Source organism: Clostridium puniceum, from assembly GCF_002006345.1.
In the GTDB taxonomy this organism is placed as follows: Bacteria; Bacillota; Clostridia; order Clostridiales; family Clostridiaceae; genus Clostridium; species Clostridium puniceum.
In genome coordinates, this window is sequence record NZ_LZZM01000193.1 from 22312 (window position 1) to 42961 (window position 20650).

The 20650-nt window shown below is 28.4% G+C and carries 16 protein-coding genes and 2 pseudogenes; 2 read left to right on the top strand and 16 right to left on the bottom strand.

All coding sequences use genetic code 11. The features are described 5' to 3' along the window. Positions 1-348 precede the first annotated feature (348 nt). The 3 genes from CLPUN_RS18245 to CLPUN_RS18255 all read right to left on the bottom strand — a co-directional run bounded on the left by CLPUN_RS18245 (position 349) and on the right by CLPUN_RS18255 (position 4682). Complete coding sequence (locus CLPUN_RS18245; protein ID WP_077848671.1) at positions 349-1515, bottom strand: iron-containing alcohol dehydrogenase; 1167 nt, start codon at positions 1513-1515, stop codon at positions 349-351. A 213-nt stretch (positions 1516-1728) separates the two neighbouring features. Continuing rightward, complete coding sequence (locus tag CLPUN_RS18250; RefSeq protein ID WP_077848672.1) at positions 1729-3639, bottom strand: sigma-54-dependent Fis family transcriptional regulator; 1911 nt, start codon at positions 3637-3639, stop codon at positions 1729-1731. Between the two features lie 119 nt (positions 3640-3758). Further along, positions 3759-4682: a ketopantoate reductase family protein gene (locus tag CLPUN_RS18255; protein WP_077848673.1), complete on the bottom strand. Its 924-nt coding sequence runs from the start codon at positions 4680-4682 to the stop codon at positions 3759-3761. 211 nt (positions 4683-4893) lie between these two features. Between CLPUN_RS18255 and CLPUN_RS18260 the strand changes: the two genes are divergently transcribed. Further along, complete coding sequence (locus CLPUN_RS18260; protein WP_077848674.1) at positions 4894-5775, top strand: LysR family transcriptional regulator; 882 nt, start codon at positions 4894-4896, stop codon at positions 5773-5775. Between the two features lie 193 nt (positions 5776-5968). Here CLPUN_RS18260 and CLPUN_RS18265 read toward each other — a convergent pair whose 3' ends face one another. From CLPUN_RS18265 to CLPUN_RS18275, 3 genes are all read right to left on the bottom strand, one after another. Further along, positions 5969-6388: a hypothetical protein gene (locus CLPUN_RS18265; protein ID WP_077848675.1), complete on the bottom strand. Its 420-nt coding sequence runs from the start codon at positions 6386-6388 to the stop codon at positions 5969-5971. Positions 6389-6501: 113 nt separating this feature from the next. Continuing rightward, a complete protein-coding gene (locus tag CLPUN_RS18270; RefSeq protein ID WP_077848676.1) occupies positions 6502-6801 on the bottom strand; it encodes a hypothetical protein in 300 nt (99 codons plus the stop codon). 257 nt (positions 6802-7058) lie between these two features. Then, positions 7059-7478, bottom strand: a complete 420-nt coding sequence (locus CLPUN_RS18275; protein WP_077848677.1) for a pyridoxamine 5'-phosphate oxidase family protein — start codon at positions 7476-7478, stop codon at positions 7059-7061. A 122-nt stretch (positions 7479-7600) separates the two neighbouring features. Here CLPUN_RS18275 and CLPUN_RS18280 point away from each other — a divergent pair, with 122 nt between their 5' ends. Beyond that, positions 7601-8515: a helix-turn-helix transcriptional regulator gene (locus tag CLPUN_RS18280; RefSeq protein ID WP_341425870.1), complete on the top strand. Its 915-nt coding sequence runs from the start codon at positions 7601-7603 to the stop codon at positions 8513-8515. Positions 8516-8683: 168 nt separating this feature from the next. Here the strand turns inward: CLPUN_RS18280 and CLPUN_RS18285 are convergent. The 10 genes and pseudogenes from CLPUN_RS18285 to trpE form a co-directional block, all read right to left on the bottom strand. Next, positions 8684-9067, bottom strand: a pseudogene (locus CLPUN_RS18285) (lactate utilization protein); the annotation flags it as partial. Positions 9068-9089: 22 nt separating this feature from the next. Next, positions 9090-10796 (bottom strand): HAMP domain-containing methyl-accepting chemotaxis protein, encoded by a 1707-nt coding sequence (locus CLPUN_RS18290; RefSeq protein WP_077848679.1) that lies wholly within the window; start codon positions 10794-10796, stop codon positions 9090-9092. A gap of 678 nt (positions 10797-11474) precedes the next feature. Continuing rightward, positions 11475-12652 (bottom strand): annotated as a pseudogene (gene trpB, locus CLPUN_RS18295) (tryptophan synthase subunit beta). A gap of 124 nt (positions 12653-12776) precedes the next feature. Further along, positions 12777-13553, bottom strand: a complete 777-nt coding sequence (gene trpA / locus CLPUN_RS18300; RefSeq protein WP_077848680.1) for a tryptophan synthase subunit alpha — start codon at positions 13551-13553, stop codon at positions 12777-12779. Continuing rightward, positions 13553-14728, bottom strand: a complete 1176-nt coding sequence (trpB, locus tag CLPUN_RS18305) for a tryptophan synthase subunit beta (RefSeq protein WP_077848681.1) — start codon at positions 14726-14728, stop codon at positions 13553-13555. Before trpB (CLPUN_RS18305) ends, trpA begins: the two co-directional genes overlap by 1 nt. Before the next feature lie 182 nt (positions 14729-14910). Continuing rightward, positions 14911-15609 carry a phosphoribosylanthranilate isomerase gene (locus tag CLPUN_RS18310; protein WP_077848682.1) on the bottom strand — a complete coding sequence of 233 codons (699 nt, stop codon included), beginning with the start codon at positions 15607-15609 and terminating at the stop codon, positions 14911-14913. A gap of 49 nt (positions 15610-15658) precedes the next feature. Continuing rightward, complete coding sequence (gene trpC, locus CLPUN_RS18315) at positions 15659-16456, bottom strand: indole-3-glycerol phosphate synthase TrpC (RefSeq protein ID WP_077848683.1); 798 nt, start codon at positions 16454-16456, stop codon at positions 15659-15661. Positions 16457-16606: 150 nt separating this feature from the next. Continuing rightward, a complete protein-coding gene (gene trpD / locus CLPUN_RS18320) occupies positions 16607-17617 on the bottom strand; it encodes an anthranilate phosphoribosyltransferase (protein ID WP_077848684.1) in 1011 nt (336 codons plus the stop codon). An 83-nt stretch (positions 17618-17700) separates the two neighbouring features. Then, positions 17701-18288: an anthranilate synthase component II gene (locus CLPUN_RS18325; protein ID WP_077848685.1), complete on the bottom strand. Its 588-nt coding sequence runs from the start codon at positions 18286-18288 to the stop codon at positions 17701-17703. Further along, positions 18285-19676: an anthranilate synthase component I gene (gene trpE, locus CLPUN_RS18330; protein WP_077848686.1), complete on the bottom strand. Its 1392-nt coding sequence runs from the start codon at positions 19674-19676 to the stop codon at positions 18285-18287. Before trpE ends, CLPUN_RS18325 begins: the two co-directional genes overlap by 4 nt. Between the last annotated feature and the right edge of the window lie 974 nt (positions 19677-20650).

Here is a 20650-nt window from a genome sequence, read left to right on the forward strand (position 1 = left end):
CTCTAAAAAATAAGTTACATTTATTTATTGTATATGGTTTTAATGTAACAAATCAATTAGAACTTATAGATTTAACTCATTTTATAATACATATTGTTCAAATAATTTTTTATCATAGTCAATTATCTTTGAAGGATTAAATTAGAAATTATTAACACAGAATATTATTTTCTTATTAAAAAATAGAACTGCCATTACTTTTATTGGTTTCTTTACTATGTTATTCCTATTTTTCTTTCAAACAACAAAAGCTCTCTGAGATTGAGAGCCCTTGTTTATATACTATGTGAGATTATATGCATTTTAAATTTTTATATTATGATTGAGATTATGAGAATTATTAATTTATTATAGATTTACTTTAGTTCCATAATATGTGCATTCAAATAATTTTTCCATTGTCGCATCATCTATTTCTCTAGGATTTGATCCTGTACATGCATCTAATACTGCATTATGAGAAATAAACTTTAAGTTAGCTTTAAAATCAGTTTCTTCAATTCCATACTCCTTCATTGACTTAGGAATACTTAATTTTTCATTCATTCCATCAATCATTTTAATTAATGAATTAGTTAATTCTGAATCTGTATTTCCTTCTAACTTTAATACTCTAGCTATATCAGCGTATCTATCTTCACATTTTGTTCTGTTATATTGGATTACATATGGTAAGAATATTGCATTAGCGCATCCATGAGGTATATGGAATACCGCTCCTACTTTATGAGCCATTGAGTGAACTATTCCAAGTAATGCATTTGAAAATGCCATTCCAGCTAAACATTGCGCTTCATGCATTAAATTTCTAGCTTCTTTATCACCATTAAATGATTTAATTAAATTTTCTTGAACCATTTCTATTGCTTTAATAGCTAATGGATCCGAGAAGTTTGATCTAAGTGATGCAGTATATGCTTCTATAGCATGAGTTAATGCATCCATTCCAGTATGAGCTGTTAATGTAGCTGGCATAGTTTGAGCTAATGCTGGATCAACTATTGCAATATCTGGAGTTATATTAAAATCAGCTAAAGGATATTTAATTTTTTCATTATAATTTGTTATTACCGAGAAAGCTGTAACTTCTGTAGCAGTACCACTTGTTGATGGAATAGCTACAAATTTAGCCTTTTGTCTAAGTTCTGGTAATCCAAATGGAATAACTGCTTGTTCAAAAGTGAAATCTGGGTATTCGTAGAATATCCACATAGCCTTTGCTGCATCTATTGGTGATCCTCCACCTATAGCAACTATCCAATCAGGCTCAAAAGTTCTCATTGCTTCCGCACCCTTCATCACTGTTTCTACTGATGGGTCTGGTTCCACACCTTCAAATAATTCTACTTCCATTCCCGCTTCTTTTAAGTAACTTTCCACTTGGTCAAGAAAACCAAATCTCTTCATTGATCCGCCACCAACTACTACGAAAGCTTTCTTGCCTTTTAAATCTTTAAGTGCTGCTAATGCTCCTTCCCCATGATATAAATCTCTTGGTAAAGTAAAACGTGCCATAAATTAGTTCCTCCTAAATTTTTTCTCATCATTTATACTTATTTTATTTATTTAGATTGTCATAAATATAACAAGCAAAAACCATGCCAACCTGTTATTATTTTATCAATCCTTCTATTTTAGCCATTATTATTTTTTCACCGCAAAATAATTGTCATAAAACAAGACAACTATTCAAATATAGCTTGTCTTATTTTATGACAATGTCTTATTTTAGGACACTTGAATTTTATATTTTTTCATTTTTAGATATAATGTATTTCGACTTATACCTAGAGCCTTGGCAATCTTTGTCATATTGTGGTTATATGATTTTATCGCTTCCTTGATTGTTTTGCTTTCTAAGCTTTCTAAATCAAAGCTTTTTCTTTCAGTTTCATATTTTTCTGTTAAATTTTCCTCAATACTTTCCTTATAAACTACTTCATTTATCTTTTCATCCACATCGTCCAATAAATCAAAGGAAAGATTTCCATCTAAGTTAACTATATTTTCAATATAATTCTCTAACTGCCTAATATTACCTGGCCAATTATATGCTAATAAGCTGTTATGCAAATCTTTCTTTATTTCTGGCATCTGCTTATTTAGCTTAAATGATTTTATTCTTAAAAAATACTCTATAAGTTTTTCTAAATCCCCTTTTCGCTCCCTTAAAGGTGGTAACTTTATTGGGATCACACATAATCTGTAATATAGATCTTCTCTAAAAGCCCCCTTTTTAACTTCTTTTTTTAGATTCTTATTTGTAGCAGCTATTACTCTCACATCTATGGGAATTTCATTACTTCCTCCAAGTCTTGTTACTCGTCCCTCTTGTAATACTCTTAATAGATTAACCTGCATATCTAAAGGCATTTCTCCTATTTCATCCAAAAATAGAGTACCACCATTAGCAATTTCAAACTTGCCTAACTTTCCACCTTTTTTACCGCCTGTAAAGGTACCTTCTTCATATCCAAATAATTCACTTTCTATTATATTCGCAGGTATTGCACCACAGTTTATTGCTACAAATTTATTGCTTCTTCTTAAGCTATAATTATGCATAGCTTGTGCTAGAACTTCCTTTCCTGTTCCGCTTTCTCCTTCAATTAAAACTGTTGAAGGACTATTGGAAATAATTTTGCTGTTTGTTATTACATTAACAATAGCTGCACTTTCTCCAATAATATCGTTAAAGGTCAAAAAGGCTCCTGTTGTATTTTTTATATCCATTTCCTCTTTTTCATTACTCATGGTTACAACCATTCCAATTATTTTTTCTTTATGCTCAATTCCTTTAAAAACCAACTTAGTTTTATATGCACTTGCATGCTTAAATTTCACTTCTTTTATAATAGCTCTTTTTTCTGTATCTACTTCTTCAAATATGTTTCCCAAATTAGGTAATATATAATGTACTTCTTCACTTAACAAAGCATCTTTATCTCTATTAAATATTTCCACTCCTAATTTATTAATATTGGTTATTTTTCCATCTTTATCTAAAATCATAATTCCTTTATCTAAATTATCTATAACGCTTTGCATATAATTGTAAGTTTGAGTTAAGATATTACTTATTTTTTTATTATCCAATTCATTTTCAATTGCCTTAACCCCAAAAACTACTAACCCCAAAGTATGTGGATGCTTCATAGTACTTCTACCAGTTAAATTTAAGGTTCCTATAATTTCATTATTTGCGTTATGAATAGGTGCTGCTGAACAAGTTAATCCTTGAAGTCCAGCTATGTAATGCTCATTAGCAGTTATTTGAACACATTTGTCTTCCTTAATAGCAGTTCCCATAGCATTAGTGCCTATATTTTGCTCATCCATATAAGCACCAATATTAACATTATCACAATCTAATTTAACACTATTCTCCTCTGCCCCCTTAATATATAAAATACATCCATTGTTGTCAGTTAATACTATAATAAATTCATTATCGCTGACAGCAGAAAAAACCATATCAATATATAATTTTGATACTTCTATTAATTCCTTATTATCATTTAATACCTTTTCTAACTCTTCTCCAAAAAGTATCTTCTTTGAACAATTTGATTTTTTTTCTACTCCATAGCTTTCACTTCTCTTATGAGAATTTTCAATTAATATTCTTTTGCTTTCCACAAGGCATCTCCATCCTTTTTTATGTAAACAGAAAAGCCATATTAAAATATGACTTTTTCTTTAGTATATATGTTTCAATTAAAAATGTACAGTTAACTATTAACTTACTATAATAATTTTTACATAGCTTGCAAAACTTTAAGTTTTTCATAAGCTTTTTGAGTATAAGGAGTTGGTATACCAACATCTTTTCCCATGCGGCATAAATCACCACAGAATAATTCAAGTTCAAATTTTTTTCCTAAAGCTACATCTCTATGCATAGAACTAATACTTTTCTTTGATAATTTCTTTAAAATATTAATTGAATTCTCATATATATCTTTATGAAGATCAATTCCTTTAGCTCTTCCAACTTCTTCACATTCTTTTACTACATTGCAAAAAGTTTCGAATTTCATCCTATCTTCTAATATTCCTTTTACCTTAACATCATAGTAGGAATCCGTTACATTAAAAGCACAATTAAAAACATATTTATTCCATGCAGCAGCTTCAGCATCTTTTCTTACTTCACATATAATATCTGCCTTAGTTAAAACATTATAAACTTTTTCTAAATATCTCTTATGTATAGGGCGATTCTTATTAGATGAAATAACAATTTTTGTATTTTTACTTGTGTGCTTTATAGCTCCATCAGCTTTAATTTTAGAACTAATATACATTACAGCTTCTGCTATTTTTCCTTTTCCTAAATAAGAGTATAATTTACTTCCTCCACTTACGCCATTAATAATTGGAACCACTAAGGTATGATCATCAACCATAGGTGAAATGACTTTAGCTGCTGCTTTTAAAGAATAGCCTTTTACACACACAAATACAATATCCATAATTCCAGCTTCATTTGCATCATCTGTTACAAGGGTTGGAAATGTTACAAAGCTTCCGACCGCTTCACTACTTAAATTAAATCCATTCTCCTTTATAAGGTTAACTGCTTCACCCTTTCCTATAACATAAACATTTTCTTTGCTTTTGCAAAGCATAGCACCAATATAGCCACCAACAGCACCAATTCCTATGATTCCAATTTTCATAATATACTCTTCCTTTCTTATTTATTTTATATATACACATAATAAAATTTATGAACTTTATCCAGAAAATATTTTAGAAATTTTGAAAGAATTTAATCACTTACTTTAATTTGTACCTATATATCTTCTTTAACTTATTTTCATTCTACCTTGTTTTAATGTATAATAAAAATATATATTAGTTATGAATACTATAAACAGGAGTTATATTATGAATATTGATTTAAATCTCTATAGAGTTTTTTTTACAGTTTCAAGCTGCAAAAATATATCTCGTGCTGCTGAAATACTTTTTGTCTCACAGCCTGCGGTAAGCAAATCTATTAAAAGCTTAGAAAATTCTCTTAAGGTTACTTTATTTTCTAGAAGTTCTAAAGGAGTAACGCTAACTCCAGAAGGAGAAATATTACTTAATCATATAAAAAATGCTTTTGATGAATTTACATTAGGTGAACATATTTTACAAAAATTAAAGAATAAAGAAATGGGAAATATTAATTTAGGAGTAAGTACTACTATAGGAAAGAGTTACTTTTTACCTAAATTTCATGAATTCATAAAAGAATATCCTTATTTTAAAATTAAAATTGTAAACAAACCAACTTTCGATACAATAAAATTAGTTCAAGAAGAAAAATTAGATTTGGGAATTATTGCAGTAAATTCTAATGAAGATGACCTTCAATATATTAAACTTTGGCAAATGCATGATATTTTAGTTGCCAGTAGCGACTATTTAGAAAACTTAAACATTAGGTCTATAGATGATATTTTTACAAAAGGTTCCTTTATGTTTCTGGAAAAGCCAAATGCTACAAGGGAATTTCTTGATAATTATTTTATCAAACACAATTTCAATATCACTCCAGATATTGAAGCTAGTAATATGGATTTTTTAATTGAATGTGCTAAAATCGGCCTTGGAATTACTTCTGTTGTAAAAGAATTTTTATATAATGATTTGAAAAATAAAAATCTTATAGAAATTCCTTTAGATGTTCCTATTCCACCTAGACATATTGGTATTATTTATAAGGATTCATCTAGTTTATCTATAGCCGTTAAAACTCTTATAGATTTTTTAAGAAAATAGTTAAAATAAATATCCTTCAGAATATTACTATATGTATTCTGAAGGATATGCACATTAAAAAAGAGTGGGAAGCACAGTTAAGAATATATACCTTAGCACAACTAAAATCTATACATAAAATACAAATCACCACATTTTCCTATAAAAAATAAACTTTTGTATAATCCAAAAGTTCATGTATAACTCATATAGTTTAATTATTATTTTTGGGTATATATCCTGTGATAATCAAAGTTGACCAATCACTATTTGAATTCTCAATCCAATCACATTCTACATCAAGAAATTTAAGCCATGCATTAAGTCCATGACTTTTCTTAGATACATTAGGAGATTTTCTTCCATGCATTTCTTTTATTTGTTCTAGTAATTCTAATTGCTCTTTCTTACCTAATTCTTTACTTATAAGACCTCTTATAATTTCTACACATTCTGTATAAGCTGCTACATCCCCTAAGTATAATTCATCTGAATATACTTGTCTTTCCTTATTTAATAAATCACTTATTTCATTGATTTCATCCTTATTAGATAAATATTGTTTTACTCTTCTTAATGCTTCAATGTCATTATCTAATTTATTTATTGTTTTTTCCAAACTATCAAATCTCATTTATGTTTCTCACTTTACATATTTATTTAGTCATTAATTTCTTAATGAAGATTAATTTATTATAACACTAATATATCTATACATCTATAAATATATAAAAATCATCAAGTTCATTATAGTTTTAACTTAATTCCATCATATATATACATTAAATATTCCACATTAACATTATTTTTTATTAATTTATCTATTCTGTTTTTTGCCATTTCTATTATTTCTTTTGCCTGCTTAAAATCTTTATCTTTAATACAATTATTTGTATAAGCTAATAAATAATCTATTTTCAAAACATCTTCTGCTAAATCACTTCTATCTTCATTTACTAATTTAACTAATAAAGAATATATTTTAGGAGAAGTTGTATTTTTAGTTTCTTTTAATATATCTGTATTTCTACTAGTTCTTTTTGCCATAAATTTTAAACACCTCATTTCAAAGACGATTATATCATAAAAATAAGATTAATCAAAAAATAACAAGTCCAAATATAATATATGTTGACTTGTTATTTTTTTATTATACTTAAAATATCATACGTTCTATTCTGAACTATTTAATGTAACAGGTATAACTTAGATTTTTTATAAAAACAAATCAGACATTTTTATAGAACTAGTCTTAATATATCTTAAAATCAACCTGAACTTCTTAAAATATGAATTTCAAGTTTTTACTTCAAAAAAATAGTATCAATATTCTCAAAGTCTAATGTTACTATTGCAGTATCAAATTTAATTTCAAATAATATAAGATATTGTCCAGCCTGATTTATTGTTTCTTTATAATCTGGAATTTTCTTTGTGATGCAATCAGCTATATCATAAATTGTAAGACTGCTTCTTTTAATCTTTCCTTTCGCTTTAATATGTGCATTCCCTTGGAGTGGAATAGTTGTAAAAGCTACATTATTGTTTAATTCAAATTCTTTTACCTTGTCATTATCTCCAAAGGTTGAAAAAAACAAAGTGTTGTCAGCTTCATCATAGTAGAAGTTTACAATTCTCACATTAGGAATATCGTTAATACTTGTAGCTAAAGCTACCTCTGTTTGTGTTTCCATAATTCTCTTAAATTCATTTTTTGTATTCATATCAATTCTCCTTTCAATTTTTCTGTATTTTTAGTATACTCTTAAAAGGTGTCATCTTTTGATACCTTTTAAGAAGTTCTGAAAGGAATATTATAATGAGTAAATCCGAAAGAATAAATGATATGATGATATATCTAAGCAATAAAAACTTTTTTAATTTAAAAGATATAATGAATAAATATGATATTTCAAAAAGTACTGCACTAAGAGATATACAATCCCTTGAGGAAATTGGAATGCCTATTTATTCAGAACCAGGTAGAAATGGTCACTATGGCATTTTAGAAAATCGATTATTGTCTCCTATTATCTTTACAGTTGATGAAATGTACGCTTTATATTTTTCTATGCTAACATTAAATGCCTATGAGTCAACCCCTTTTCATTTAAGTGTTGAAACCCTAAAACAAAAATTTGAACTGTGTCTTTCAAAAGAACACATTTATATTATTCATAAAATGGAAGAAATATTGACTTTGAGTTCTTCCAAACACCCTAACAGCAGTCCGTTTCTAAAAGACATTTTACAAATTGCTATTGAAGAAAAAATATGTGAAATTACATATGATAAAAAAGGGATAGAAAAAAATTATTATGTTCAATTTTTTGATATTTCCTCATCCTATAACCAGTGGTATTCAACAGGGTTTAATTTTGAAACAAATAAGGTCCAGATATTTCGATGTGATAAAATTTTATCTCTAAGCACAAATACAACCTATCCTTCAAAACCAATGAAGGACTTAAAAAAACAATCATCAAACATATTTAAGCATGATGATGCAATAGATTTTGAAATTGGGATACTCCCTAGAGGAATAGATTTGTTTTATAAAGAACATTATCCATCTATGCAGCTTTATTTTAAAGAAGAACAATATTTTATTAGAGGCTTTTACAATAAAGGAGAAGAAAGTTTTATTGCTAATTATCTAATTAACTATGCTGATACTATAGTCTCAATAAAACCAAAATCTTTGCAAAATCTAATATTAGAAAAACTAACTACACTAAAAGAATATTATAAAAAACTATAAATTAATGTTCAAAAAGAAAATGAACTTAACAGATGTGAATTAGTTTTTATCATAATCTAATAATCCATGAAAATATGCTTTTAATAGGTATTGTCCACATAGTATTTGGACAGTACCTATTAAAATTGTTTGAAATCATTTTTGAATAATACTATACTCTAAACAATTTTAATATCCCAACTGTTTTCCTACAATAATTATTTTAATCTTGTTTTTAACAAATTGTCCTCTGATAATTGTAAAATCGTTACATATTCTATTGGGACTTTTGCAATCTACACAATAACCTAAAGTAGTACATGGAGTATTTTTTTTAAATCTTTTTGCATAAATTGAAGCAGAATAATTTTTAACTCTTTTTTCTGCTTATTCTATGTTCTTAACAATTTTATTTATTCCAGCTACTAAAATAACCTGCTTAGGACCATAAATCATCGGTGCAACTCTGCTCCCATTACCATCGATATTATAAAGTTCTCCATTTTTAGTTAAAGCATTTGTACTACATATAAAAGTATCAGCAGAAAAGTTTTGAGTATAAATATCAATTTTCAAAATTGATTTAAAACATAGTCTAAATCTTAAACTTTTGAATTACTTCATTAAGATTTTGAGCAAGCTCTGCTTGACTTTGAGCTGTCATAGCTACTTGTTCTAATGCTTTTGTCGTTTCATTCATGCTTTCTCTTATTACTTCTGCATTTTCGCTAGATTTCTGTGATACTCCCGCCATATTTTGCACAGCTTCGCTTACTTGTCCAACAGTTGCAGCCACCTCCTCTGACATAGCTGCAATTTCTTCCGACATATTGCTTACAAAATCAGAATCATTATAATATTTATTACCTGTTTGTTCATATTCCTTAAACTGTAAATTTATATCTTTATTAAGAAATTGTACTATTTCATTGCCTGTATCAATACTATTTATAAATGTTTCTTGTACTTTATTTATAGTTTCTTGAATATTTTTTACTGCCTCTGCTGATTGCTCTGCAAGTGTTTTAACTTCTTCAGATACGACTGCAAAACCTTTTCCAAATTCTCCTGCTCTTGATGCTTCTATTGTTGCATTTAATGCAAGTAAATTAGTTTGTTCTGCTATATCAGCTATAGTATCTGCCATAACTTTAATATTATTTACTACCTTACCATCTTCAATAACCTTTATCATTCTTTGTTCTTTTTCAAAAGCTATCTCTTTTACTTCTTTTAATGCTTTTTGACTATTAATTTTAACTTCAATAGCTCTCTCTTTAGCAGCATTTGAATTAGTGCTTCCATCCATAGCCTTTTGTGAAAGTATATTTATACTTGAATCAACTTCTTGAATTGAAGCACTCATTTCTTCTGTTCTTAAACTTGATTCTTGCATATTATTAGTAATATTATTTACTGCTTCATCTATACTTATAGCTTTAGACGCTAATTCCTCAACTGTTGCAGAAAGTTCCTCACTAGATGCACCTATATCTTGAGATTTTCCTTGAATTATCTTAACTAAATTATTTACGTTTTCTTGAGCTTTATTTAACTGAATACCTGTTTTTCCAAATTCATCTTTTCTTGTAATAGAAATTGGCGTGGAAAAATCATATGAAGCTAACCTCATTGCATAATATCTTATCTTTTCCAGTGGCTTGCTTATATCATTTGTCATAAGTATTCCAAGAAAAGCTGCAACTGCAAATCCTAAAATAGTTATTGTCCATATTACTATGTTTAACTCTTCATTTATTGAATGAATTTTATTATTTACTGATTTAGCGTCATTTAAATTTTTTTCAATTAATGTATCTAACGTATCAAACATCAATTCTCTAATTTTAGATAGATCTGAATATTTTTCCTCTGCGCCTGCAAAGTTTCCTGCATCTACAAGTTTAATCACTTCTTCTCTTAAAGGTCTATATTGTTGCAAAAGATTAATGAATGTATCATATACTTTCTTTTCATCATCCCCTATTGGTAGCTTTTCAAATTCACTAATATATTCATTATCTTCATCTTGATTATCTCTAATAATTTTCTCTAATTCAAACCTTTTAGAAGAATCTCTTACATAAATTAGCGAAAGCACATTACTTTTAATTTCAGTTAAGTTTTGCTTCATATCTGTTAATATATACACACTACGTAAATTTTGAGTATAAATTGCTTCTGCGTCTTCTCCAATATCATTAAGTGAAAAAATTCCAATTCCTCCTACAATTCCAATCAAACATGCCATAATTAAAAATGCTGCAATTAATTTAACTTTTACTCTTATATTTTTTAACAAATTCCTTCCCTTACCTTTCTTATCTCATATTAAAAATTATCAATTCACATTGCTTCTATATGTAAACTTAATTAAATTATCTTTATATCTACATTTAAGCAATATAAAAGCCTTTAAGTTCTATTTATGAAACATAAAACAATCTAATGCAGTCACTTCTATAGCTTACAAAAACTTCCTTGTCTACATATTTTTATTTTTATTGACAATTTTCTATTAATTTACCAACATTGATTATATTACTGTACGCTATATTTTGCAAGGTACTAAATAAGGGTAAAATGTATTTTATTCAGCACTTTTAATATATTTATAAATTAGTAAAAGAGAAATATCAAATGAACGATTTCTTTCACTTAATTAAATTTTGGAAAGTTACTGTATCCTTATGTTATCCTTGTTCTATATTGTTTCCTTCATTTCATATCCTTTCAATAATCCTAAGAATTTTTATTAATATAAATTTTTAATGACTTAATTAATAAAATAATTATTTAATATCATTCACGAGTATTTCTAAATTTCATTCATTATAATCTGAATATCTTTGTATCAAATCAAATAAATTTTCAGAGCATTCATCAAAATCATAATCACCAAAATAAAAAAACATCTCGCCAATAAAGACGAAATGTTTTAATTTTGTTATACCACCCAATTATTTATTATTAAGCAATATTATTTATTTTCTTTATCAAGATATGAAATTATAGCATCCATATCTTTATCTCCTCTACCTGATAAATTTACAATTACTATTTTATCACTATCTAAAGTAGGCACTAATTTTTTAGCATATGCAAGAGCATGAGAGGATTCTATTGCAGGTACTATTCCTTCTGTTTTTGATAGATCTAAAAATGCTTCTATTGCTTCTTTATCATTTATACATTCATAGGTCGCTCTCTTAGTATCTGCTAAATAAGCATGTTCTGGTCCAACTCCTGGGTAATCAAGTCCTGCTGAAATTGAATAAGCCTCAGCAACATTTCCATCACTATCTTGAAGGACATATGTCATCATTCCATGAATAACACCCTTTACTCCTTTTGTTATTGTAGCAGCAGTAAGATCAGTATCAACACCTTTTCCAGAAGCTTCAACTCCTATAAGTTTTACTTCTTCATTTTCAACAAAGGGAGCAAATATTCCAATTGCATTACTTCCCCCACCAACAGCTGCTATAATATAATCTGGAAGTCTTTCTTCTAATTTTAAAATTTGTTTTTTCGCTTCATCTCCAATTACTCTTTGGAAATCACGAACAATAGTTGGATATGGATGTGGACCAACTGCTGAGCCTAAAAGATAAAAAGTATCTTCTACATTATTTGCCCAATATCCTATAGCTTCATTAACTGCATCATTTAAAGTTTTCATACCACTTAGGACTGGCACTACTTCTGCACCTAAAAGTTCCATCTTTTTAACATTCAAGGCTTGTCTCTTTATATCTTCTTCACCCATGAATATTTTGCATTCCATTCCAAACTTTGCTGAAACTGTAGCTGTAGCAACTCCATGTTGACCTGCTCCAGTTTCAGCTATAACCTTTTTTTTCCCATTCTCTTAGCTAATAAAACTTGACCAATTGCATTATTAATTTTATGAGCACCTGTATGATTTAAATCTTCTCTCTTTAAATAAATCTTTGCTCCACCTAAGTTCTTTGTCATATTTTCTGCATAATAAAGTGGACTTGGTCTTCCAGTATAATAATTTAAATAATAATTATATTCTTCTTTAAATTTTTCATCTTTTTGTGCCTTTTCATACTCCCCTTCAAGTTCTTCTAATGCCTTTAATACATTTTCAGGAACATATTGTCCTCCATATTCATTAAACCTACAGTTCACAATTTTTCTCCTCTCAAACCTTTATATATTAGTTTCTTATTTTAATTTTATCAAAAATCCCTTAAGACTTTATTACTATTTTTAGATATAACTATATAATCTGAATCCTTGTCCAAATATCCAATTAATTAAAACCTTTTTTTAAATCTTTTACAAAATCAATTACTGCTTGCTTACCTTCGCCCATTCTCTTAACTATTGCACTTCCTACTATTACTCCATCGCAATAGTCTTTAACTTCTTTTACAACTTCCTTTGATGAAATTCCAAAACCAATACAAATTGGAATGTCTACAATTTTTCTTACTTCTGATAAATATTCTTGAGTTCCACTATCTAAAGAAGTTCTTTCACCTGTAGTTCCATTTGTAGAAACACAATATACAAAACCTTTTGCATCTTTAATTATAGCTGCAATCCTATCTTTTGATGTTCTAGCTACTAATGGAATAAGATAAATTGCATTTTCTTCACAAATTTTATTAAGCTCTCCTCTTTCTTCAAGAGGAACATCTGGAACTATAAGTCCATCTACTCCGCTTTTGGCTGCTTCTTTAATAAAATTTTCTATTCCTTTAAAATATACAACGTTGAAATAAACCATTAATACAACTGGAATTTCTGATTTCTCTCTTATTAATTCTACACATCTAAATACATCCTTTAGTTTTGTTCCATTATTAAGAGCATTAATATATGCATTTTGAATAACAGGACCATCTGCAAGTGGATCACTAAAAGGTACTCCTATTTCAACTAAATTTGCCCCTTCTTCATCTAAGCTTACTACTAAATCGGCAGTTTCCTCAATTGTAAAATCTGCTCCACACGTTACAAAAGGTATAAGAGCCTTTTCCTTATTTTCTTTGACTTTATTAAATGATATATCAATTCTATTCATTATTTTTCACCAAGATATGCAAGCACTGCATCCATATCTTTATCTCCTCTCCCTGAAAGATTTATAACTAAAATTTTATCCTTACCTAAAGTTGCTGCTAATTTTCTAGCATAAGCTACAGCATGTGATGATTCAAGTGCTGGAACAATGCCTTCAATTTTTGTTAAGTACATAAATCCATCTCTTACAGCTTCCTCATCTGTTACACTTACATAAGTAGCTTGCTCAGTTTCACAAAGATAAGCATGTTCAGGACCAACACCTGGATAATCAAGACCTGCTGATATTGAATAAGCTTCAAGTATTCCGCCATCATTATCTTGAAGAACATAACTTAACATTCCATGAAGAATTCCCTTTTCTCTCTTTGCCATTGTAGCTGCATGTTCCCCAGTTTCAATACCTTTTCCAGCACCTTCAACTCCAATTAATTTAACTTCCTTCTCTTCAATAAATGGATAGAACATTCCAATTGCATTACTGCCGCCACCAACTGGAGCTAAAATATAATCAGGCAATTTTCCTTCAAGCTCCACAATTTGCTTTCTTGTTTCATCACCTATTATCCTTTGGAAATTTCTAACCATAATTGGATATGGATGTGGTCCAAGAGCTGAACCTATAATATAAAATGTATCTTCAACATTTGCTGCCCAATATCTAATAGCTTCAGTTACAGCATCATTTAAGGTTCTTGCTCCATTTAAAACTGGAATAACTTCTGTTCCGAGTAGCTCCATTTTCTTAACATTCATGGCTTGTCTTTTTATATCTTCTTCACCCATGAATACCTTACATTCCATTCCAAATTTAGCTGCAACTGTAGCTGTTGCAACACCATGCTGTCCTGCTCCTGTTTCTGCTATAACTTTCTTTTTTCCCATTCTCTTAGCTAAAAGCACTTGGCCTAATGCATTATTAATTTTATGAGCTCCTGTATGATTTAAATCTTCTCTCTTTAAATAAATCTTTGCCCCACCTAAATCATTAGTCATATTTTCAGCATAATATAGTGGACTTGGTCTTCCTGTATAGTATTTTAAATAATACATATACTCTTCTATAAATTCTTTATCATCTTTAACCTTCTTATAAGCTTCATCAAGCTCTATTAAAGCATTCATTACCGTCTCTGGAACATATTGTCCCCCAAATTCATTAAATCTACCTTCCATGATTTTCACCCTCCACTTGATTCAGTTAACAGTATACAATTAAAGGCCGATATTGAAATTCCTTACGTAATTTCTGAAAAAAATATTAATTATTCCAAACTTCTTAAAAAAAGTGAAACTACAAATTTTACATTTGGTTAATTGAACTTTCTCTTCGAGATTTGTTCCATAACTTTTAACTGTTAATTGTTAACTGATTTAACTTTTTCTATTAATTTTTTCATTTTCTCAAAAGACTTTGTTCTAATTCCATTTTCATCTATAATTTCAACCCCTGATGAAACGTCAATTCCCTTAGGCTTTGTTTCAGTTATTCTAAGGATGACATTTTCATCTGTTATTCCCCCTGCTAAAAAGAAATTATATTGTTTAAAACAATCATTTCCATTTATAGCTTCACAATTTTCCTTAAAATATTCACTGATATTTTCTAAAGAAAAAGCTTCACCACTACCTGGATTTTCTCCATCTATGAGAATATTATCTATTAAATTATCCCCTTCATTGTCTTGTTTATTAATTATTATATATTTTTTTGCACTTTTAATATCTTTTATAGATACAGCCTTCCATATTTCCATGGATTTATTGATACTTTTCTTTAATAAAGTTATAAACTCTTCATCTTCACTTCCATGAAGTTGAAGAACATTTAAATCCACCTTATCTAAAATGTCTAAAATTTCATCTATTGAATTATCTCTAAATACCCCAACTTTTTTTATTTCTTCATTTAAATTTGAGCATAATTTCTTTGCTTGATTTCCAGTCACTTGTCTTTTACTCTTTGTAAAAACAAATCCTATGTATTCTGGTTTTAAAACATTTAAATATTCTATTTCTTTTTTGTTAGTTATCCCACATATTTTAACTTGAATCATATTACTTCCTCATCTATAGAAATATTTTGCAATCTTTGCATATCTATTGTTAATTTCTAAATTCTTTATATTTAGCTTTAAAATCAAGATTGTCTATATTTCTCATAAATAATTCTCCAATTAAAGCTCCATCTACCCCCAACTCTTTCATTAACTTTAAATCTTCAATGCTCATTATTCCACTTTCAGCTATAATAACCTTATCTTTTGGTATACTTTCAATTAACTCTTTAGTAGTATCTAAGGTTACATCAAAGGTTTTTAAATTTCTATTATTTATTCCTATAATTTCACAATTATATTTTAATGCTAAATCAATTTCTTCTTTATTATGCACTTCAACTAAAGGCTCTAAACCAAATCTTTTTGCCTCACGATAAAATTCTCCGAGTGAATTACCTAAAACACTTACAATAAGTAATATTCCATTTGCACCTAAAATCTTTGCTTCATAAACTTGATAAAAATCTATAACAAAATCTTTTCTGAGAATTGGTGTATGCGAAATTCTTCTTATTTCTTTAAGATATTCATCACATCCTAAGAAGAAATCTTCTTCAGTTAAAATTGAAAATACGTCAACTCCAAGGTAAGTATAATAATTTAATATTTCCTTTATATTAAAATTTTCTACAATAACACCTTTTGAAGGAGAAGATTTTTTAAATTCTCCAATTATAGATAAACCTTTCTTTTTTAATGCAGCTATAAAGGGATTTTTATAATTAGATTCTTTCTCAACTCTTACTTTTTGTAATGCTTGTTTTTCTAATTCTTTTATGGGAATTTCCTTTTTTCTTTTATCTATTCTAATTTTTTTCTTTGCTACAATATCATCTAAAATCAAAAATATCACCTCATAGTTAATTATTTATATGTTAATTTATAAATTTCAGTAATTGTTTATCATTATCTTAAACATTAGTAAATTAGCATTTCAGTTTATTTTGTAAAAAATAAACTTCACTTTATCCACTTGTTATTTAATTCCCAATACCTATTTTAAATTTGAAAGTTCGTCATATTTTTTATAAGCAATACCTATATCTATAAGCTCAGCAGCCTTTTTAATTCCTTCTTCTAACGAATCAGTAATCTTAGCAACATAAAGTGCAGCTCCACTATTTAATACTACTATATCTCTTGGTGCACCTTTTTCACCTTTTAATACTCTTAAGATTATTTCTGAATTTTCTTTAGCATCTCCACCTTTAATTTCCTCTAATGATGCTTTCTTAAAACCAAGCTTTTCAGGATCTAATTTATAAGTTATAAGCTTTCCATCTTTAACTTCACATACATCAGTAGTAGTTGTTGTTGTTATTTCATCTAAACCATCATCACCATGTACAACCATTGCTCTTTCTAATCCAAGATTTAATAAAACCTCTCCAGCAGTTTTAATTAAAGAACCATCATATACTCCCATAAGCTGTCCAGTAAGTGGTGCTGGATTTGAAAGAGGTCCTATTAAATTAAATATAGTTCTTGTTCCAAGTTCTTTTCTTTCATTTGCTACATTTTTCATCGCTCCATTATATTTTTGTGCAAATAAAAAGGCCATTCCATTTTCCTCAATAATTTTTTTACTTTGATTTTCATCAAAATCAATTTTTATTCCAAGCTCTATAAGTACATCAGCACTTCCACTTTTACTTGATACTGCACGATTACCATGCTTTGCAACCTTTGCACCCCCACTTGCTGCAATTATTGCAACTGCTGTAGAAATATTAAACGTCTTTGATCCATCCCCACCAGTTCCACATGTATCTATTAAATTAGCTGTATCTTTTATTTCAACATGAATCAAGTTATCTCTAAGCGCTTTAACTGCACCTAAAATTTGAGCTGAAGTTTCTCCATTTACTCTAAGGCCTATTAAAAAACCTCCAATTTGAGCTGAGGTTGCTTCTCCTCTCATTATTTGGTTTATTACAGCTCTTACTTCATCTTCAGTCAAAACTTCCTTTGAAGATAATTTTTTAATTGCATTATCAATTGTCATTTTTCAATCCCCCTTTAATTTTTATTAATTGCTTATTTTTGCTCCACTTTGTATCATTGAATTTATAATCAATTTAGTAAATCTTATTCTTCTAATTCATCATTACAAATATTAATCACAAAATTTCCAATAATATGCTTACCACTTGGTGTATATATTGATTCGGGATGAAATTGAAGTCCAAACACATTGTATTCTTTATGTTTAATCGCCATAATATCATTATTTTCAATAGTGAACGCTATAACTTCAAGACAATTCGGAAGTGAACTATTTTCAACTATTAGCGAATGATATCTCATAACATCTAGCTTTCTTGGAATTCCTTCAAATATATCTTTTCCTTTTACCTGAATCCTTGAAGTTTTACCATGGAAAATTTCATTTGCTCTTATTACTTTTCCACCATAAGCTGATCCAATACTTTGGTGACCAAGACATATACCTAGTATTGGTATTTTATCTCCTAATTTCTTAATAACCTCTATAGAAATTCCTGCATCTTCTGGAACTCCTGGTCCTGGTGAAATAACTATACCTTTAGGATTTAATGCTTTTAACTCTTCTACAGTTATTTCATCATTTCTAAAAACCTTTGTTTCTGCAAATTCACTTAAATATTGATATAAATTAAATGTAAATGAATCATAATTATCTATTAAAGCTATCATCTTAAAGCCTCCTTCAATGCCATTAATTTATTTTGAACTTCCTCAAATTCTTTTTTTGGTACTGAATCATAAACAATTCCTGCTCCTGCTTGAAGATAAGCAGTTTTACCTTGAAGAATAAGAGTTCTTATAGCAATGCACATTTCCATATTTCCACCATATGAAAAGAATCCAATAGCTCCTGAATAAATTCCTCTTTTAAAGTCTTCAAGATCTTCTATAATTTCCATAGCTCTTATTTTAGGTGCACCAGATACTGTTCCAGCTGGCAGACAAGCTGCTAAAGCATGAAATCCATCTAGTTCATCTCTTATATTCCCAATAACCTTAGTAGTTATATGCATTACATGAGAAAATCTTTCTACTTTCATAAATTCACTTACATTAACTGTTCCTATTTTACTTACTTTTCCTATATCGTTCCTTCCAAGGTCAACAAGCATAACATGTTCTGCAAGTTCTTTTTTATCTTCCATAAGTTCCTTTTCAAGAGAACTATCAACTTCAGGTGTTTCACCTCTTTTTCTTGTCCCAGCTATAGGATTTGTAATAGCCTTCCCATCCATAACAGACACAAGACTTTCTGGTGATGAACCTACAACTTGATAATTATCATAATCTATTAAAAACATATAAGGTGATGGATTTTCTTCTCTAAGTTTTCGATAGATTTCTAAAGGAGTCTTTTCTGTTTCACAAGTCATTCTTTGAGATAATACAACTTGAAAAATATCTCCTGATAAAATATGTTCTTTTGCCTTCTTTACTTTTTCAACATAATCTTTTTCAGAAGTATGAAATTTAAAAGTTATATCCTTTTTAGGTTCTGACGGTTCTGTTATTGTTGGCTTATAAAGTAAGCTGTTTATATATTCATTTTGTGAAGAAATTATTTCATAATATTCTCTAGTATCATCTTTAAAAATATTATCTATAACATAAACCTTATGCATAAAGTGATCATAACAAAGATATCTATTATAGAAATTAAATCGTATTACTGGAACCTTTAATTCATCTTCATTTTGAAAATTAAGCTTTTTCTCATATAGTTGTATAGAATCATATCCCATATATCCAATTGCTCCACCTTTAAAAGAAAATGAATTTGTGCTTATATCAAACTTAATTCTGCTTTCCTTTTTAAGTTCATCCATTTCAGCCTGATCATCACCTAAGATTTCTTTATATGGATCTTCTCCTAAAAATGAGTATCTTCCAAAATAATCTTCCTTAGTTCCACTTTCAAAAATAAATCTTCTGCTTCCTTTAAAGCCTCCAAAAATCTTTATAGGAGTAATTTCATCTCCTCTAAATTCGCTTATTAAAGAAAATACATTTTCTGCTTTTTTCTTTTCATTAAAAATCTCTTTTGATATGTTTATCATAAACCTTCCCCCAAACACAATAAGTTATATTTCTTTTAAATATAATAAAAAGAGCCACTTCGTCCTAAAGTTTTGGGACGAAGTGACTCGTTATGCCACCCAAATTTAAATACAAGCCAAATGATATTTTACAATTATATTTTTACATTCAATTAATATTGTCTATGCAATTTAAAACGATAAAAAATAATTACTTCCATAATATGCATAACTTCTTAATCAAAAATATAAATAAAAAAACACTTAATCCTAAAACTAGGACGAAATGTTACAAATTCGCTATACCACCTAATGTATATACTTTATCAGATACTGATAATGAGACTTTAACTTTATTAATCTCATAATTTATATCCTGTCATTTTAACGGCTGACTTCCCGTACATTCCTACTCTTAAAAATTTCAAAATGTCACCTCAAAGACCCATTCAATAATATCTACAGTATCCAAATCTCACCAACTTCGGACTCTCTTTACACTAAGCTTTATTATCTACTATTCTTATCATAGGCTTTCATATAAATAAATTTATGCAAAACGCATTCTTAAATTATTAAAATGTTAACATATTCCGTTACTTTTTGCAATACTTTTTTATAGAAAATATTAGAAAAAATATCCTTTATTGATAATATAATAATCACATGAAAAAGAATCGAGTAGGAGCTAAATAATTATTTTATTTAGCATCCTCTCACACCACCAGTACGTACCGTTCGGTATACGGCGGTTCATTAGAATTTAATGCTTCATTTGATATTTTTGTGTTAGACTAGGCGTGTCTGAAAACAGAAATTTGTACAAAATTTAATTTTTAGGTAAAATAAAAGAAAAAACTTAGAGGTAACTATTATGGCACAAAAACGTTATGAAATATCTGATGAACAATGGAATCAAATAAAGGATTTATTTTCAGTAGCAAAAACCGGACGTCCTCCAATGGATAATAGGCTGATGTTCAACGCAATCTTAT

Coding starts and splice junctions, on each gene's coding strand:
- CLPUN_RS18245 (WP_077848671.1), bottom strand. CDS start 1,515: ATGGCACGTTTTACTTTACCAAGAGATTTATATCATGGGGAAGGAGCA.
- CLPUN_RS18255 (WP_077848673.1), bottom strand. CDS start 4,682: ATGAAAATTGGAATCATAGGAATTGGTGCTGTTGGTGGCTATATTGGT.
- CLPUN_RS18260 (WP_077848674.1), top strand. CDS start 4,894: ATGAATATTGATTTAAATCTCTATAGAGTTTTTTTTACAGTTTCAAGC.
- CLPUN_RS18265 (WP_077848675.1), bottom strand. CDS start 6,388: ATGAGATTTGATAGTTTGGAAAAAACAATAAATAAATTAGATAATGAC.
- CLPUN_RS18270 (WP_077848676.1), bottom strand. CDS start 6,801: ATGGCAAAAAGAACTAGTAGAAATACAGATATATTAAAAGAAACTAAA.
- CLPUN_RS18275 (WP_077848677.1), bottom strand. CDS start 7,478: ATGAATACAAAAAATGAATTTAAGAGAATTATGGAAACACAAACAGAG.
- CLPUN_RS18280 (WP_341425870.1), top strand. CDS start 7,601: ATGATGATATATCTAAGCAATAAAAACTTTTTTAATTTAAAAGATATA.
- trpA (WP_077848680.1), bottom strand. CDS start 13,553: ATGAATAGAATTGATATATCATTTAATAAAGTCAAAGAAAATAAGGAA.
- trpB (WP_077848681.1), bottom strand. CDS start 14,728: ATGGAAGGTAGATTTAATGAATTTGGGGGACAATATGTTCCAGAGACG.
- CLPUN_RS18310 (WP_077848682.1), bottom strand. CDS start 15,609: ATGATTCAAGTTAAAATATGTGGGATAACTAACAAAAAAGAAATAGAA.
- trpD (WP_077848684.1), bottom strand. CDS start 17,617: ATGACAATTGATAATGCAATTAAAAAATTATCTTCAAAGGAAGTTTTG.
- CLPUN_RS18325 (WP_077848685.1), bottom strand. CDS start 18,288: ATGATAGCTTTAATAGATAATTATGATTCATTTACATTTAATTTATAT.
- trpE (WP_077848686.1), bottom strand. CDS start 19,676: ATGATAAACATATCAAAAGAGATTTTTAATGAAAAGAAAAAAGCAGAA.